The 14,884-nt window shown below is 61.5% G+C and carries 15 protein-coding genes; 5 read left to right on the top strand and 10 right to left on the bottom strand.

Going from position 1 to position 14,884, the window contains the following annotated elements; genetic code table 11:
- Nucleotides 1-202: 202 nt before the first annotated feature.
- The 3 genes from N7568_RS01195 to N7568_RS01185 form a co-directional block, all read right to left on the bottom strand.
- Complete coding sequence (locus N7568_RS01195) at nt 203-1,183, bottom strand: SPFH domain-containing protein (RefSeq protein ID WP_261608093.1); 981 nt, start codon at nt 1,181-1,183, stop codon at nt 203-205.
- A 92-nt stretch (nt 1,184-1,275) separates the two neighbouring features.
- On the bottom strand, nt 1,276-1,737 hold the full coding sequence (locus N7568_RS01190; RefSeq protein ID WP_261608092.1) for an NfeD family protein: 462 nt from the start codon (nt 1,735-1,737) through the stop codon (nt 1,276-1,278).
- A 104-nt stretch (nt 1,738-1,841) separates the two neighbouring features.
- Entirely contained in the window at nt 1,842-2,696 is an 855-nt protein-coding gene (locus N7568_RS01185; protein WP_261608091.1) for a methyltransferase domain-containing protein, read from the bottom strand.
- A gap of 69 nt (nt 2,697-2,765) precedes the next feature.
- Here N7568_RS01185 and N7568_RS01180 point away from each other — a divergent pair, with 69 nt between their 5' ends.
- Complete coding sequence (locus tag N7568_RS01180) at nt 2,766-4,781, top strand: S9 family peptidase (protein WP_261608090.1); 2,016 nt, start codon at nt 2,766-2,768, stop codon at nt 4,779-4,781.
- 23 nt (nt 4,782-4,804) lie between these two features.
- Here the strand turns inward: N7568_RS01180 and N7568_RS01175 are convergent, their stop codons facing one another.
- Complete coding sequence (locus N7568_RS01175; protein ID WP_261608089.1) at nt 4,805-5,479, bottom strand: peptide deformylase; 675 nt, start codon at nt 5,477-5,479, stop codon at nt 4,805-4,807.
- A 50-nt stretch (nt 5,480-5,529) separates the two neighbouring features.
- On the opposite strand from N7568_RS01175, the gene N7568_RS01170 reads away from it, so the two are divergent.
- Nucleotides 5,530-5,937 (top strand): nuclear transport factor 2 family protein, encoded by a 408-nt coding sequence (locus N7568_RS01170; protein ID WP_261608088.1) that lies wholly within the window; start codon nt 5,530-5,532, stop codon nt 5,935-5,937.
- Here N7568_RS01170 and N7568_RS01165 read toward each other — a convergent pair whose 3' ends face one another.
- From N7568_RS01165 to N7568_RS01155, 3 genes are read right to left on the bottom strand one after another with little or no spacing between them, the layout of a single operon-like run.
- Complete coding sequence (locus N7568_RS01165) at nt 5,938-7,068, bottom strand: FAD-dependent oxidoreductase (protein WP_261608087.1); 1,131 nt, start codon at nt 7,066-7,068, stop codon at nt 5,938-5,940. It abuts the gene before it with no gap.
- Nucleotides 7,061-7,798 carry a class I SAM-dependent methyltransferase gene (locus N7568_RS01160; protein ID WP_261608086.1) on the bottom strand — a complete coding sequence of 246 codons (738 nt, stop codon included), beginning with the start codon at nt 7,796-7,798 and terminating at the stop codon, nt 7,061-7,063. The genes N7568_RS01165 and N7568_RS01160 overlap by 8 nt, the downstream gene beginning before the upstream one ends.
- Complete coding sequence (locus tag N7568_RS01155) at nt 7,795-8,931, bottom strand: type III polyketide synthase (protein ID WP_261608085.1); 1,137 nt, start codon at nt 8,929-8,931, stop codon at nt 7,795-7,797. The genes N7568_RS01160 and N7568_RS01155 overlap by 4 nt, the downstream gene beginning before the upstream one ends.
- A gap of 131 nt (nt 8,932-9,062) precedes the next feature.
- Between N7568_RS01155 and N7568_RS01150 the strand changes: the two genes are divergently transcribed.
- Nucleotides 9,063-11,456 carry an excinuclease ABC subunit UvrA gene (locus tag N7568_RS01150; RefSeq protein WP_261608084.1) on the top strand — a complete coding sequence of 798 codons (2,394 nt, stop codon included), beginning with the start codon at nt 9,063-9,065 and terminating at the stop codon, nt 11,454-11,456.
- Nucleotides 11,457-11,640: 184 nt separating this feature from the next.
- Here N7568_RS01150 and N7568_RS01145 read toward each other — a convergent pair whose 3' ends face one another.
- Nucleotides 11,641-12,069 (bottom strand): VOC family protein, encoded by a 429-nt coding sequence (locus N7568_RS01145; RefSeq protein ID WP_261608083.1) that lies wholly within the window; start codon nt 12,067-12,069, stop codon nt 11,641-11,643.
- Between the two features lie 366 nt (nt 12,070-12,435).
- Complete coding sequence (locus N7568_RS01140; protein ID WP_261608082.1) at nt 12,436-12,813, bottom strand: VOC family protein; 378 nt, start codon at nt 12,811-12,813, stop codon at nt 12,436-12,438.
- 132 nt (nt 12,814-12,945) lie between these two features.
- Here N7568_RS01140 and N7568_RS01135 point away from each other — a divergent pair, with 132 nt between their 5' ends.
- A complete protein-coding gene (locus tag N7568_RS01135) occupies nt 12,946-13,332 on the top strand; it encodes a DUF3054 domain-containing protein (RefSeq protein ID WP_261608081.1) in 387 nt (128 codons plus the stop codon).
- A gap of 74 nt (nt 13,333-13,406) precedes the next feature.
- Nucleotides 13,407-13,685 carry an Lrp/AsnC family transcriptional regulator gene (locus N7568_RS01130; RefSeq protein WP_144648325.1) on the top strand — a complete coding sequence of 93 codons (279 nt, stop codon included), beginning with the start codon at nt 13,407-13,409 and terminating at the stop codon, nt 13,683-13,685.
- Between the two features lie 15 nt (nt 13,686-13,700).
- On the opposite strand, the gene trpD is transcribed toward N7568_RS01130, so the two are convergent.
- A complete protein-coding gene (gene trpD / locus N7568_RS01125) occupies nt 13,701-14,759 on the bottom strand; it encodes an anthranilate phosphoribosyltransferase (RefSeq protein ID WP_261608080.1) in 1,059 nt (352 codons plus the stop codon).
- Between the last annotated feature and the right edge of the window lie 125 nt (nt 14,760-14,884).

Raw genomic sequence — 14,884 nt, 5'->3', positions numbered from 1 at the left:
TTCACGATCCTTACGGACTACTTCTGCACACCTTGCATCACTAATTGCAACGCCTGGCCAAGCCTTTATGTTCCATCCACACTGAACCAGCCGGACAAATATCCCATTATACGCGGATGAAGCCCTACTACTCAAAAGCAGGGACGTGCAACGAGCGGCCAGCCGCAATGGCTGGCCGCTCGAATTACACCTGCGGTCTGGATTATTCAGTTGGCCGTGGCTGGTGCACTGCTGCTGCAGGCTCCGATTCCTTGGCTGGTTCATTACCGCCGAAGAGGCCGGCGGCGGGGGAGTCCCCGTTGTTTCCGCCAAGCGCGCCACCGATGCCCTTGAGGGCTTCGCCCACTTCACTCGGGATGATCCAGAGCTTGTTCGAGCTACCTTCAGCGATCTTCGGGAGCGTCTGCAGGTACTGGTATGCAAGGAGCTTCTGGTCCGGGTTGCCCTTGTGAATTGCATCAAAGACCTTCTGGATGGCCTGGGCTTCACCATCGGCCCTCAGGATGGCCGCCTTGGCATCGCCTTCAGCAGCCAGGATGGCAGCTTGCCTCTGGCCTTCGGCAGTGAGGATCTGCGATTGCTTCGTACCTTCAGCAGTCAGAATGGCGGCACGACGGTCACGCTCTGCGCGCATCTGCTTTTCCATCGAGTCCTGGATGGAGTGGGGCGGATCGATCGCCTTCAGCTCGACGCGGGAGACACGGATTCCCCAGCGCCCCGTAGCTTCATCAAGGACCCCACGCAACTGACCGTTGATCTGGTCGCGGGACGTGAGGGCTTCTTCGAGGTTGAGCCCACCAACCACGTTACGAAGCGTGGTAGTGGTCAGCTGCTCTACGGCCTGGATGTAGTTGGCGATCTCGTAGGTGGCTGCCCGGGGATCAGTGACCTGGAAGTAGACCACGGTGTCGATGGAAACCACCAGGTTGTCTTCGGTGATGACCGGCTGCGGCGGGAATGACACTACCTGTTCGCGCAGGTCGAGCAACGGCAGGAGCCGGTCGACGAACGGGATCAGGATGGTCAGTCCCGGATTGAGCGTGCGCTGATACTTGCCGAGTCGTTCAACGACGCCGGCGCGCGCCTGCGGGATGATCCTCACCGAGCGTACCAACACGATGATGACAAAAATGACGAGAACAATCAGCACAATTGCTGCTGCTGTTCCTCCTAAGCCGTCCATACATCTCCTTCGTTCCCCAATTGCGTGGTCTGATGCGGCTGTGCACGGGCGGGCTGCCCGGCCCGGCAACCGACTAAATCAAAAGGCGCGCCTCAGCGCGGGCTGTTGTCGGCAGACGAGGCGACGACCGCCGTCGCGCCGTCGATCTTGGTGACTTGAACCGTCACACCGGCGTCAATGACTCCTGCGGTACTCCGGGCGCTCCAGACATCTCCGCCGATTTTGACGAGTCCGCTGGTGCCGCTCACGGCTTCGATAACGAGGGCGGACTGGCCTATCAACCGGTCTATGTTGGAACGCTGTTCCTCTGGCCCTTTGTGCAGGTGCTTCAACGCGACCGGCCGCAGGAAGACGATCATCAGAAGGGAAACCACGCAGAAGATGACGATCTGAAGCCAGAAATCAGCGCCGGCGAAGTCGGCAACGAGCCCGGCCAGGGCTCCGCCGCCCAGCATGATGAAGAAGAGGTCGAGAGTCAGCATCTCCACCACTGCGAACGCGAGGAAGACCGTGAGCCAGAGAGCCCACCAATTCTCGCCGAGCCATTCGAACATCATTTCCCCCTTCGTCCCGGACCCCGCCAAGCGGGATCACAGTCACTGTTCCTCCATCCTAGCCCGACGTACCGTCGCACGTCAGGGCGCGGTGACGGTGGAGGTCAGAACTCCGGATTCTCCGCTGTGAACACGCTGATCCGGAACTTCGCCGTGGTGGCCACGGAACCACCGGAGCCGGTGAGTCCGGACAACTGTTCGCGCCGGAGGTGATGGCCGGCAGGGCCCATGTAGGCGAGGTCAGCTACTTCCTGGCCGCTCAACGTCAGGGGTACGTCGAGGCAGTGGCTCGTCGCGGGACCGAAATGACCTCGCATGGTGTCCGCCAAACGTTCTTCCTTGCCTTCTTCAATACCCAGCATGCCTGTCCGGGCAGCGATCTCCGCGAGATGGCCCGGTCGCGGCGTCACAACAATCAGCTTCCCCCCGGGACGAATCACCCGTGCGAACTCGGCAGGGTTTCGTGGGGCAAATACCACCATGACTACGTCTGCCGAGTGGTCTGCCATGGGCAACGGACGCCAGATGTCCCACACCAGGTTTGGGGCCTCCGGGTTAAGCCGCGCTGCCCTTCGCAGGGCGAACTTGGAGATGTCCATGCCTATCGCAGTCGCGCCGGTTTCCTGGATAACCGCGTGCAAATAATGTCCTGTGCCTGTACCGGCATCGAGCACCAGGCCGCCGGGCCGCCGGAGCGCCACCGCCGCGGCACCTGCAACAGCCTCGGTGAGCGCGGAATAGTGTCCAGCGTCCAGGAACCTGTATCGGGCCGCCACCATATCCGCCGTGTCCGCCTCGAATACGGTGCCCTTCCCCGTCAGCAGGTTGAAATAGCCTTGTTTTGCGGCGTCGAAGATGTGTCCGGATCCGCAGGTCAGTGAACTTTGCTGTGCTTCTTTGATATGGAATACCCCTTGGCAAACGGGGCAACGGAGGGCAGCGACGGCGTCGGACAACATGACTTCAATCCTACGGTGGGACGGAGTGTCTGGTACCGGGCACCGGGCAGCCGGGCTAGGCTCACCATCGTGAAACCCGCGCAACTGCCCCTGCTGAACTCTGTGTCCGCCCCGGCCATCCACCCCGATGGCACCAAGGCGGTGGTATCTGTCACGAGGCCGGATTTTGATGCTGACAGCTACGTCGGCCAACTGTGGACCATCCCCTTGGACACCACCAAGCACGCGCGCCGGATTACCCGCGGTTTCAGGGACAGCGCGCCGGCTTTCTCGCCCGACGGCCTCGTTCTTGCCTTCCTCCGCAGCGATCCGGAGGGGAAACCGCAGTTGTTCGTCGTGGAAGCGGCAGGTGGCGAGCCCCAGAAAATCACGGATCAGCACAGCGGCGTGGGCGGTTTCGTGTGGGCGCCTGATTCGCACCGGATTGCGTTCGAAGCCAGGGTCCCCGAACAAGGACGTTACGGAACGCTCGACGGCGTCACTCCAGGTGGCGAGGATGCCCGCCTGATCAGTGCCAACCAATATCAAATGAACGGGGTGGGGTACACCGCCGATCAGCGCCAGCAGTTGTTCCTGCTTGAGGTTCCCGAGTTGGGCGGTGAGCCTGCGGTTATTCCCCGCGGAAGGGCAGCCCACGAACAGCCGGCCCGGGTGACCGCCGGCGTCCCTGAGGCAAAGCAGTTGACCTTTGGCGATTCGGACCACGAGTCCCCGTCCTTTTCGGCTGACGGTTCCCACCTTTACTTCGTCGCCGCACTCCATGGGGGGCACGACGACGACCTCGTCACATCCATTTACCGCATCGATGCAAACGGAGGCCAACCAACCGCCGTCGAACCGGCCAACCGCAGGCTTCAAACTGTCACGGGCGTGCGGGCCTCCGCGGATGGGCAGTGGCTGTTCCATATTGCCCAGGATCTGGGCGATACGGGCAGGGACTTCGTCGCCCGAAATGCTGTTCTCTACGTCATGCCCATCGCCGGGGGAGAGGCAGTGGCCTTGACCGACGTCGAACATCTGGATGTTTCGGGTCCGTTGGAACCGAGCGGACCTGACAGCGTGTTCGTCCTGAACACCGCGCTGGGCAGCGTTGAACTGCTGAAGGTCACCGCTGAAGGAGAAATCACCCCTCTGGTACATGGCGCCCGGGTGGTCATTGGAGCAACAATGGCCGCCAATGGAGAGATCGCCGTGAGTCTTTCCGATGCGTCCACTGTGGGCGACGTTGCGTCCTTGGAGCGTGGCGAACTCCGCCTCCTGACGGACTTTTCGGCGGTCCTCAGAAACAATTCCCGCGTCAGTGAACCCATGGATTTCGAGGCCGAATCCGCCGATGGGCATCCAGTCCACGGTTGGTTGGTGCTTCCGGATGGGCCGGGACCCCACCCGGTACTCCTCACCATCCACGGGGGTCCGTTTGCCCAATACACCGGAGCCTTCTTTGATGAAGCCCAGGTGTACGCTGCGGCAGGCTACGCAGTAGTGATGTGCAACCCACGCGGGTCCTCCGGTTACGGCCAAGCGCACGGGCGGGCCATCAAGGAACGGATGGGCACAGTGGACATGCAGGATGTGCTCGCGTTCCTGGACGCAGCCTTGACTGCCGTTGATGCGCTGGATAAGGACCGGGTGGGAATCATGGGTGGTTCGTACGGCGGCTACCTGACTGCGTGGACCATCGCCCACGACCACCGTTTCAAGGCTGCGATTGTGGAGCGTGGATTCCTGGACCCCGTCAGCTTCACCGGCTCCTCTGACATCGGCTGGTTCTTCGGCGGTGAATACACCGGAGGAACCTCTGAGCAGATGGTGGCACAAAGCCCCATGGCCGTTGTCACCAACGTCAAAACGCCCACCCTTGTAGTGCACAGTGAAAACGATCTGCGATGCCCCATCGAACAAGGTCAGCGCTACTACGCACACTTGAAGACACAGGGCGTGGAGACCGCCTTACTGGTGTTTCCAGGCGAAGACCACGAGTTGTCCCGATCCGGAACTCCGCATCACCGCAGGCAGCGCTTCGACCACATACTTCGCTGGTGGGCAAAATATCTCCCCACGGCGACCAATCGCTTGGAGGCTTAACCGCCGCCCCTTTCGTCCCGGTGTCAGTGCAGGAAGCCAAGGCTCCTGCGCGCCTCGTCGATGTCGGGAGCAGCCCAGCGGGCCGAGTGCTCGGCATTGCTGCTCAGTGACCGGATCTCTGCCCGGTCCAAGTACAGGATGCCGTGGAGGTGGTCGGTCTCGTGCTGCACGATGCGTGCCTGCCAGCCCGAGAACCACTCTTCCATCGGTTCGCCTGCGGGGTTGGAATATCTCAACTCAACGTTTCGGTGCCGGGTCACCACGGCCTGGTAGCCGTTGACAGACAGGCAACCCTCATAGAACGAGGCAGTCTCCGTACCCAGAGGACGATATTGCGGGTTCACGATGGCGAAGAACTCCATCTGTTCCCTGTGCCGCACCGCAGCGGACGCCGGATCAATGTCGTACTGATCTTCAAGCACGGCCAGCTGCAAAGGGATACCCAACTGTGGAGCGGCCAAACCCACGCCCGGCGCATCGTGCATGGCATCGCGCATCCGTTCGACCAGTGCCATCAGCTCGACGTCGTCGAGTTGGCCATCGAAAGGAGCCGCCTGCTGTCGCAGCACCGGGTGGCCCGCCTGGACAATGGTGGGAAGTTCTTCCGCATCAAGCAGCCGCCGCACGGCATCCCTGATCTGGGTGGGGTTGAAGTCCGTGGCAGGACTTGTGGCCTCTGGACGAGGGTGGTGGTTCATGTCACGAGCCTATCGCCAGGGTGCCGCCTATGGTGGGCTAGGCTCGACGAATGAGCGATTCCACCCCTTTGGACCATGTACTCGGGTTCGTCCGAACTGTCGAAGCCGGCGGGGGTGCTGCAGAGCTGCGGCCCTTCCTTGCCGAGGACTTCAGGCTCACGGAATGGCCCCATGCCTTGTCCAAGTCAGGCTCCACGCGGAACTTGGCGGAGACGTTGGCCGGGGCCGACCACAGCAAGGACATTGTTGCTGACCAGCGCTTTGACGTGGTCCGTACAACCAGCGAGCAAAACCGTGTCGTCCTCGAGATGAACTGGTCCGCCACACTGCTCCTTGACCTTCCGCACTGGGACCGGGGCGATACCATCCGGGCCAGGAGCACTGCGGTCTTCGAGCTCCGCGACGGCCTGATCATCAGCCAGGATACGTACGACTGCTACTACACCACACCCGAGTAGCTAGCGCATGGTGAAGCGCCGCTCCACCAACTCCGCGACGGGCTGAACCTCGAGAGCAGCGGCAAAAATCCTGTTCCTGGCCGACATGGCGGCAGTCGGCAGCGGCCTGCCCAGAGCCATGTTGAGTCCTGCCTGCCTTGAAGCCCGCATCGCCGCTTTCCTGCGTGCTCTCTCGAAGTGTTCCAGCCTTCGGCCCACATCGGCGCCGCCGAAGGAAGCATCCATGATCGGTGCGAGTGCCGCGGCATCCAACCAGCCCAGGTTCATGCCCTGCCCTCCGATCGGGCTGATTTCATGGGCGGCGTCGCCGAGCAACACCACCCGGCCGTGGACCATGCGCTTCGCCAGCCGCGAACGTACTTCGAAAGCGCTCAACATCGTGTTGCTGGCTGGGTCCAGCACCTCACCGGTCCTGGCACCGACCAAGTCGGCCAGCCCGGCCGCCGTCGTACCTTTGTCCGGTGCGCCCAGCCTTACTACCCATCGACGCACGCCAGCCGGGAGCGGAAACGACTCCACGATGCCGTCAGGTTCCAGATATAAAACGGCATCGGACCCATGACCGGTGGCGTCTGCGAAGTCGCCCATGATGTAGCAGTCCGGATAGCCCCGTGGCGGAAGGTGGGGCAGGATGCCTCGTCGAATCTTTGAATGCGCTCCGTCAGCGGCCACAGCCAGGCGCGCCCTGAGCTCAAGGGTTCCGGAGGGAGAATCTGCCGCGATCCGAACAGACCTGAAGTCGTCCACTACCTCCTGAACGTCAGCTCCGCGGACGATGGCCTCCGGGTCCAAATCCGTGACCACTTGCTCCAGGACCTTCTCGGTCAGTGCCTGGGGTACGGCGAGGATGTAAGGAAAGGCAGCGTCGCCGTCGAACGGCAGCTCGGCCACCTTTCGTCGCTGACTGTAAGCCACGCCCCGGCGAATGTGGACCCCGGCTGCTATCAGGTCACCGGCCACTCCGGCCCGTGCCAGTTCCGCCAACGCCGGAGGGTGGATTCCGATGGCCCGTGAACGGTCGCTCCGGGTGGTCCGACGTTCCACGATGCGGATCCGGTGCCCGTGCTGAAGCAGCAGCGCTCCCATGAAGAGCCCCACCGGACCGGCACCAACAATGACAACGTCAAACACGTCTTCCCCGACTATTCAGGCCCTCTTGCTGGCTCTTCCCGTGGACGGCGAGGTGATGCCAAGGTCCGTTCCGTTCAACCGTCCACCCCTCCGGAACGGCTAACGCCAGCTCCGACGCCGTGTAACTGCGCCTGATGGACACCAGGCCATCGCCACAAATGTACGAGCCCAGGCCCAAGGGCCAGAAGCCTGCCATGAACAGCAGGTACGCGACGTTGCTGCGGTTGAGGTCGTTGTGGAGGGCAAGCCTGCCGGTCAGCGATTCGGAATCACGCAGCACCGCTGCCAGTTGTCCCGCGTCAAGGTGGTGCAGGATGTGGTTGGACATCACAATGTCGAAGGTCCGGCCCTCCGCCACCAATTCTGAGCTATGGGCTTGACGATAGCTGACGCCATCAACAGCGGGGGCTTGGGTTGCAAAGGCGTAGGCCCTCTCGTCCGGGTCGATTGCCGTTATCGAGAGACGGTAGCCATCGTGGCTGGCCCAGCGGGCCAGGCTGCGTGCCACATCCCCGCTGCCACACCCGATGTCCAGAAGCGACGTCGTCCCTCCCTCCGCCAGCACCGGTCGGATGCGTCGGCGGTACGTACTGAACCAGCCTGAAAGCAGGCTGTTGACCACCGGGAAGCGGGCATAGGTCTTGTGGAGGCGTTCAGGGTCGCAGTCGGGCCTGTCCATCTGCTCGACTGCGTGCAGGTCCCTCTCGCGGAGGGATCCCCACGGCGTCACAGGTCGGGGGAGACCAGCGTGAAGAGGCCCGTCTCCACCGTCAGCCCGGGGCCGAACGCCATGGAACAGATTCGTTCCTCGCGTTCAGTGGCGGCGTGCTCCAACATGTATTTCAAGACAAACAGCACCGTTGCACTGCTCATGTTGCCGTATTCCCTCAGCGTTTCCCGGGCGGGCACCAACTGCTCCTGCGTCAATTCCAGTTTGGATTCGACCTTGTCCAGGATGCTGCGGCCGCCCGGATGGATGGCCCAGTGGGTGATGTCCCGGTATGGGATTCCCGCCAACTGCGGCTCTTTGGCGAGAAGGGGCTCCAAGGCCCCCGTGATGTGTTCTTCGATGATGTGGGGGACGTACGAGCCCAACACCATTTCGAATCCTTCATCGCCTATGTTCCAGGCCATGGCTTCTTCGCCCACAGGCGTTAAAACCGTTTCGAAGTGGTCCAGCCGGATCACGGGTTCGGGCCCATCCGGTTCCCTGGCCGTTACGACGGCGGCCGCCGCGCCATCGCCGAAGATGGCTGATCCCATGATGGTGTCTGGATCATTCGATGTTCTGACATGCAGTGAACAGAGTTCGACACAGATCACCAGGACAACTGCTTGGGGATCGGCCTCACAGAATTGCTTGGCGGCTTTGAGGGCAGGAAAGGCGGCATAGCAGCCCATGAACCCAAGGTGGTAGCGCTGAACCGCCGGGTTCAATCCCAACGCCCTGACCACCTTGTAATCGGGTCCCGGATTGAAGAAACCCGTGCAGGACACAGTAATAACGTGGGTGATGTCGTCCAGGTCAATTCCCGAGGCTTGCGCCACCGCAGTTTTGCCTGACTCCACGAAGAGCTTGGTGGCTTCTGTCGCAAAAATTTCGTTGCGGACCTTCGTGCTGGGGCTGAGCACCCGGTTTGTTTCCGGGTCGAAGAACTGCGGGTTCTCAGGATGGGCGTCAAGGCTGAGCTCGGCAACGGCCGTGTAGCGGGTGTCGATGGCTGCGGAGTCGAAACAGGTGGTGACGAGTCGCGTTCCCAATCGTGTCAAGCCTGGTTGGGATGCGAAAACTTCGCGTGCTTGCTGCTGGACGAGGATGGTTGGCGGAACTGCGGTTTCAAGGGACCTCATGTATACCGGCATGCTTCATTCTTAGTGAGTAAAGCTGGGAAGACAATGGCAGAATCGATCGTATTGACCGAGGCTGGTCAGTGAGGACCAGGCGACGCCGGCGGGGGACTGTTGGGCAACGCCGCCTAACAGATGGAGAAATGATGACTATTGCTGCGAGTACCGACACGCAATCTCCTGGGTCGCACGTGGCCGACACCCACGACCTGATCCGGGTTCAAGGCGCACGGGAAAATAACCTGAAGGATGTCAGCATCGAGATCCCGAAGCGCCGGCTGACGGTTTTCACGGGTGTTTCCGGGTCCGGCAAGAGTTCGCTGGTCTTCGCCACCATCGCCGCTGAGTCGCAGCGCATGATCAATGAAACCTATAGCGCTTTTGTCCAAGGCTTTATGCCTTCCCTGGCGCGGCCGGATGTGGACGTGCTCGAAGGACTGACCACAGCGATCATCGTGGACCAGGAGCGGATGGGCTCCAATCCGCGTTCAACCGTGGGCACTGCAACCGATGCCAACGCCATGCTGAGGATCCTGTTCAGCCGCCTTGGCCACCCGCACATCGGCTCGCCCAATGCGTACTCCTTCAACGTCCCCACCGTGAAAGCGAGCGGAGCCATCACCGTGGATCGCGGCGAGGGCAAGACCAAGACCGAGAAAGCCAGCTTCAACCGGCTGGGCGGAATGTGTTCCCGCTGTGAAGGCATGGGTTCGGTCAACGATTTCGACCTCACGGCCCTCTATGACGACACGAAGTCCCTCAGCGAAGGGGCACTCACCATTCCCGGCTACACCATGGACGGCTGGTATGGGCGAATCTTCAGCGGTTCCGGTTTCTTCAATATGGACAAAGCCATCTCGAAGTTCACCAAGAAGGAACTCCACGACCTCCTGTACCGGGAACCCACCAAGATCAAGGTTGAGGGCATCAACCTCACGTACGAAGGCGTCATCCCCAAAATCCAGAAGTCAATGCTCAGCAAGGACGTCGATTCCCTGCAGCCACATATCCGCGCCTTCGTGGAGCGGGCCATCACGTTCACCACGTGCCCGGAGTGCGAGGGAACCAGGTTGAGCCCGGAAGCCCGGTCATCCAAGATCAAAGGCAAGAGCATCGCGGCCGTATGCACCATGCAGATCAGCGACCTCGCTGAATGGATCCGCGACCTTGATGAGCCCTCCGTTGCTCCGCTGTTGAAAGGACTCCAACACCTCTTGGATTCCTTCGCGGAGATCGGACTGGGTTACCTTTCACTGGACCGGCCGGCAGGCACGCTGTCCGGGGGAGAGGCACAGCGGACCAAGATGATCCGCCACCTCGGATCGTCGCTGACGGACATCACCTATGTCTTCGATGAACCGACCATCGGATTGCACCCCCACGACATCGAGCGCATGAACCAACTCCTGCTGCAGTTGCGCGATAAGGGCAACACGGTGCTTGTAGTGGAGCACAAGCCGGAAACGATCGCAATCGCCGATCACGTGGTTGACCTTGGACCAGGCGCTGGTACCGGAGGGGGTTCTGTTTGCTTCGAGGGCGACTTGGAGGGGTTGCGGGGGAGCGACACCATCACCGGGCGCCATCTCGACGATCGTGCCTCCATCAAGGACAGCGTCCGATCTGCTTCCGGCGCGCTCGAGATCCGCGGCGCGTCAACCAACAACCTCAAAAATGTCGACGTCGACATCCCCCTCGGCGTTCTCTGTGTCCTTACCGGTGTGGCCGGTTCGGGAAAGAGCTCCCTGATCCACGGTTCAGTGGCCAAGCGTGACGGGGTCCTGGTGATCGACCAGGGAGCCATCCGAGGTTCGCGCAGGAGCAATCCGGCCACCTACACGGGGCTCCTTGAGCCGATACGCAAGGCCTTCGCCAAAGCCAACGGCGTGAAGCCTGCATTGTTCAGCTCCAATTCCGAAGGCGCTTGCCCCACGTGCAACGGCGCTGGCGTCATCTACACGGATCTCGGCGTCATGGCTACAGTGGAATCCACCTGCGAGGAGTGCGACGGAAAGCGCTTTCAGGCGTCGGTCCTGGAGTACAAACTGGGGGATCGCAATATTGCAGAGGTGCTTGCAATGTCCGTGGACGAGGCTGAGGGCTTCTTCAGCGATGGCGAGGCCCGGACGCCTGCAGCCCACAAAATCCTGGATCGCCTGGCAGACGTCGGGTTGGGCTACCTGACGCTGGGCCAGCCGCTCACTACACTGTCCGGCGGTGAGCGCCAACGGCTCAAGCTGGCCACCCAGATGTCCGAAAAGGGCGATATCTACATCCTGGACGAACCGACCACGGGCTTGCATCTTGCTGACGTCCAAAACCTGCTCGGGATGTTGGACCGCCTGGTGGCTTCAGGGAAATCGGTCATCGTGATCGAGCATCACCAAGCCGTCATGGCACACGCCGACTGGATCATCGACCTTGGGCCCGGCGCTGGTCACGACGGCGGCGAGATCGTTTTCGCTGGAACGCCCGCCGAGCTTATTGCCGGCAAGTCGACACTGACGGGCAAACACTTGGCCGCTTACGTCGCCAGGTAGGAAGCCGCCGCCAAGCAGGAAGCCGGATTGTGGTCGTTTCGGGACGGCCCGGAATGACCACTTCCAGCATCCTGCTATAACGCCGATAATCTACATTATGTAAAGTAAACCTTCTGCGGGCCTTCCCCAGGACTATCCCGCTGCCCGAAACGCACAGTTGCGGTTGGTCGCTTCGTCGCGTTGACTACTGCCCTTGCTGCGCACCCGCGATGTTGACGAGCCACCCGATTCCGAACCTGTCCACGCACATCCCGAAGGTGTCCCCCCAGGGTGCCGTTTCGAGCGGGACTGTCACAGAGCCGCCGTCGACCAGCTTGTCCCAGTAGCCGCGGAGCTCGACTTCGTCCGAAGCTTCGCCACTCAAGGACACAGACATGTTGTCACCGGGGTTGTACTCCATGCCACTTGGGGTGTCAGCTGCCATCAAGGTCAACCCGCCGGGAGTCTCCAGCATGGAGTGCATGACCTTGTTGGCCTCCGCCGGATCTTCGCTCGCTTGGTAGTCGCCGAAGGTGCTGATGTTCAGTTCACCGCCAAAGACGGATTCGTAGAAGGTGATGGCATCGCGGGCATTGTCACGGAACGAGATATAGGGGTTGAGGCGGGTTGTCATCGGTCAGTTCTCCTCATGGTTATGGTGGGTTGCAGTTCACCGTGCGGCTATGCTAGCAGCGTCATCAGACGCCCGTCCCCCACTATTTTCTGCCGCCGTCGTGCGCCTGTCGCAAGGTGCTGATCTCAAGTTTCCGTTTTTTCAACATGGCCTCCATAGCGCGCTGTAACCCTCAGGGCCTGTCCTTGGGCCACCCGCACTGGCACTCCCCTCCCCCGGCCAGCAGGGCTTCCCAGTACCGATCCACCGCAGCCTCCATCGATTGGCCGTCGAAGCACAAACACGTGGAAATCTTTTTGCATCAGCCACTTCTCACAGATCACCAAAGCCGGGTCACCAAAGCCGGGCTGCCCAAGGGTGCTGGTCCTAGTCCCCCGCTGTCCGGATGCGGCTGACCAGTCCCACCGTATTGGCCTCACTGTCCTCGATGAAAGCCATCCATTCTTCCGAATTCGCCGGCCCCAAGGTGTCATCCTCGTGGGTAAAGATCATGTGCGGCCCGGCAATGATCCGGACACCCCGCTGTCGAAGCGCGGCCACGGTGCCGTGGATGTCCCCCACCTCGAAATAGACCAAGGATGAGGGTGCCCCCTTCTCCAGAAGGAGCCGAACACCACCAACGTCAAAAAACAGCAGCCCGGGAGGTTCGAGCAAAGCCTTGGGCTCGGTGTCCAACAATGCAGAGTAGAAAGCCGCCGCCCTTTTCAGGTCTTCGGCGTGTTGTGCCACTTGAACGAATCGCAATGCGTCCTCCAAGGCCCGGTTGGTTCCGTTGGCTTCTGCCCATCATGGTGTCTGCCCCTGCCGCCGCAGGCAAGGGATAGCGCGCCGAGGACGACTTCGCGCCACGGGGACACGCCGGATAGTGTCAGGAGCATGTCTTCACCGAAATCGTGGATCACCGCAGCCATTGCCGACCTTCTGTTGATTCTTGTCTTCGCCGCCATAGGCCGGGACGCCCATGCTCGCGGAGACATCATCGCGGGGGCTTTCGCTACAGCGTGGCCATTCCTGGCCGGAGCGGCAATCGCGTGGGCGGCAACACGTGCCTGGCGGGCGCCCTTGGCTATCTGGCCGTCCGGTGCGGGCATCTGGGTCGGCACAGTCCTGGTGGGAATGCTGCTGAGGGCCGCCACGGGCCAAACAGTTGTTTTGCCCTTCGTGCTGGTGGCATTGATCAGCCTCGGGGTCTTCCTGCTGGGATATCGCGCCCTTGCAGCGTTGGTGGTGCGAGCTTCGCGCAAACGGCAACGGAGCGTTTGATCACAAGCCCGGACCAGAGCGAATGCACTAGGCTGGAAACAGTCCGCAACGATGCTTTTCCGGAAAGGCCCCACGTGATCACCGCTTTCGTCCTGATCAAGACCGACGCCTCAAGAATCCCGGAGACCGCCGAGCAAATATCGGCAATCCAGGGCATCAGCGAGGTCTACTCCGTAACCGGTGAGTGGGACCTCATTGCGGTGGCCAGGGTAACAAAGCACGACGAACTCGCCGACGTCATCGCCGACCGCTTGTCCAAGGTTGATTCAGTGGTCCACACCACTACCCACATTGCCTTCAGGGCATACTCACAGCACGACTTGGACGCGGCCTTCGCACTCGGATTCGAGTAGGAAGCAGCGGCGGGATCAGCTTTGGCTGAGCGCCGTCCACTTGGCGAGCACTCCGGCGGCCTTTCCTGAGTCGACCGATTCGGCCGCACGCGCGTAGGCGGTGCGCATGCGCTCCACCAGGCTTCCCTCTGCGTGAAGATCGATGGACACCAACCCGGCAGCAGCATTGAGTAGAACAGCGTCCCGCACCGGCCCCGTCTTTCCATCGAGGATCTCGCGGACCACTCCCGCATTTGCTGCGGCGTCTCCTCCACGAAGGTCGGCCACAGTAGAAGGCCTGATTCCAAGGTCCGCGGGCGTAAATACCTGCTCTGCAACCGTGCCGTTCCTGATCTCCCACACCGTGGACGGGCCTGTGGGAGTGAGTTCGTCCAAGCCGTCATCACCCCGGAACACCAATCCCCGGCTGCCACGACGGGCGAGTACACCTGCCACAAGCGGGGCCATGCGCGCATTGGCAACGCCCACCGCTGAGGCCTGTACATGAGCGGGATTGGTCATTGGCCCCAGAAAATTGAAGGCTGTGGGAACGGCCAGTTCCCGGCGCGGGACGGCTGTATGCCGAAACGATGGATGGAACACCTGGGCGAAGCAGAAAGTGATTCCGGCCTCTTCTGCGTTCCGGGCCACCTGAGCGATCGACAGGTCCAGGCGTACGCCCAAGGCTTCCAGCACGTCCGCGGAACCGGACGTAGACGACGCAGCCCTGTTGCCATGCTTGACTACCTTGGCGCCGGCGCCGGCAGCCACCAGCGCTGCCATCGTGGAAATATTCACGGTGTTGAGGCGGTCACCCCCGGTCCCGACGATGTCCAGCTTCTCACCCGAGATCTCGATGGGATTGGCGTGCTGGACCATAGCTTCAACCAGGCCAGCCAGTTCCTCCACGGTCTCGCCCTTGGCGCGGAGCGCCACCAGGAAGCCCGCGATCTGCGCCGGGGTCGCCTCTCCGGACATGATGGTGTTCATGGCCCACTCTGTGTTGCCCACTGCAAGGTCGTCGCCGTTGATCAGTGCTGAGATGAGCCCTGGCCAGGTATTGCTGGTCGCAGGTGCCGATGCCGGTGAAGTCACTCCCTGATGCTATCGAGCCAGCCACGCCGATGACCAATGTGAACGCGGCCGGGAACTTTTCCGCGCGAATTCGCGTCTTTGTAGAAAAAGTCTCCCGAATCGGTGGTTTGCATTGGGAACTCTGG

The sequence above is a fragment of the Paenarthrobacter aurescens genome, assembly GCF_025421775.1.
In the GTDB taxonomy this organism is placed as follows: domain Bacteria; phylum Actinomycetota; class Actinomycetes; order Actinomycetales; family Micrococcaceae; genus Arthrobacter; species Arthrobacter aurescens_B.
This window is presented reverse-complemented; position numbering and strand designations above follow the sequence as displayed.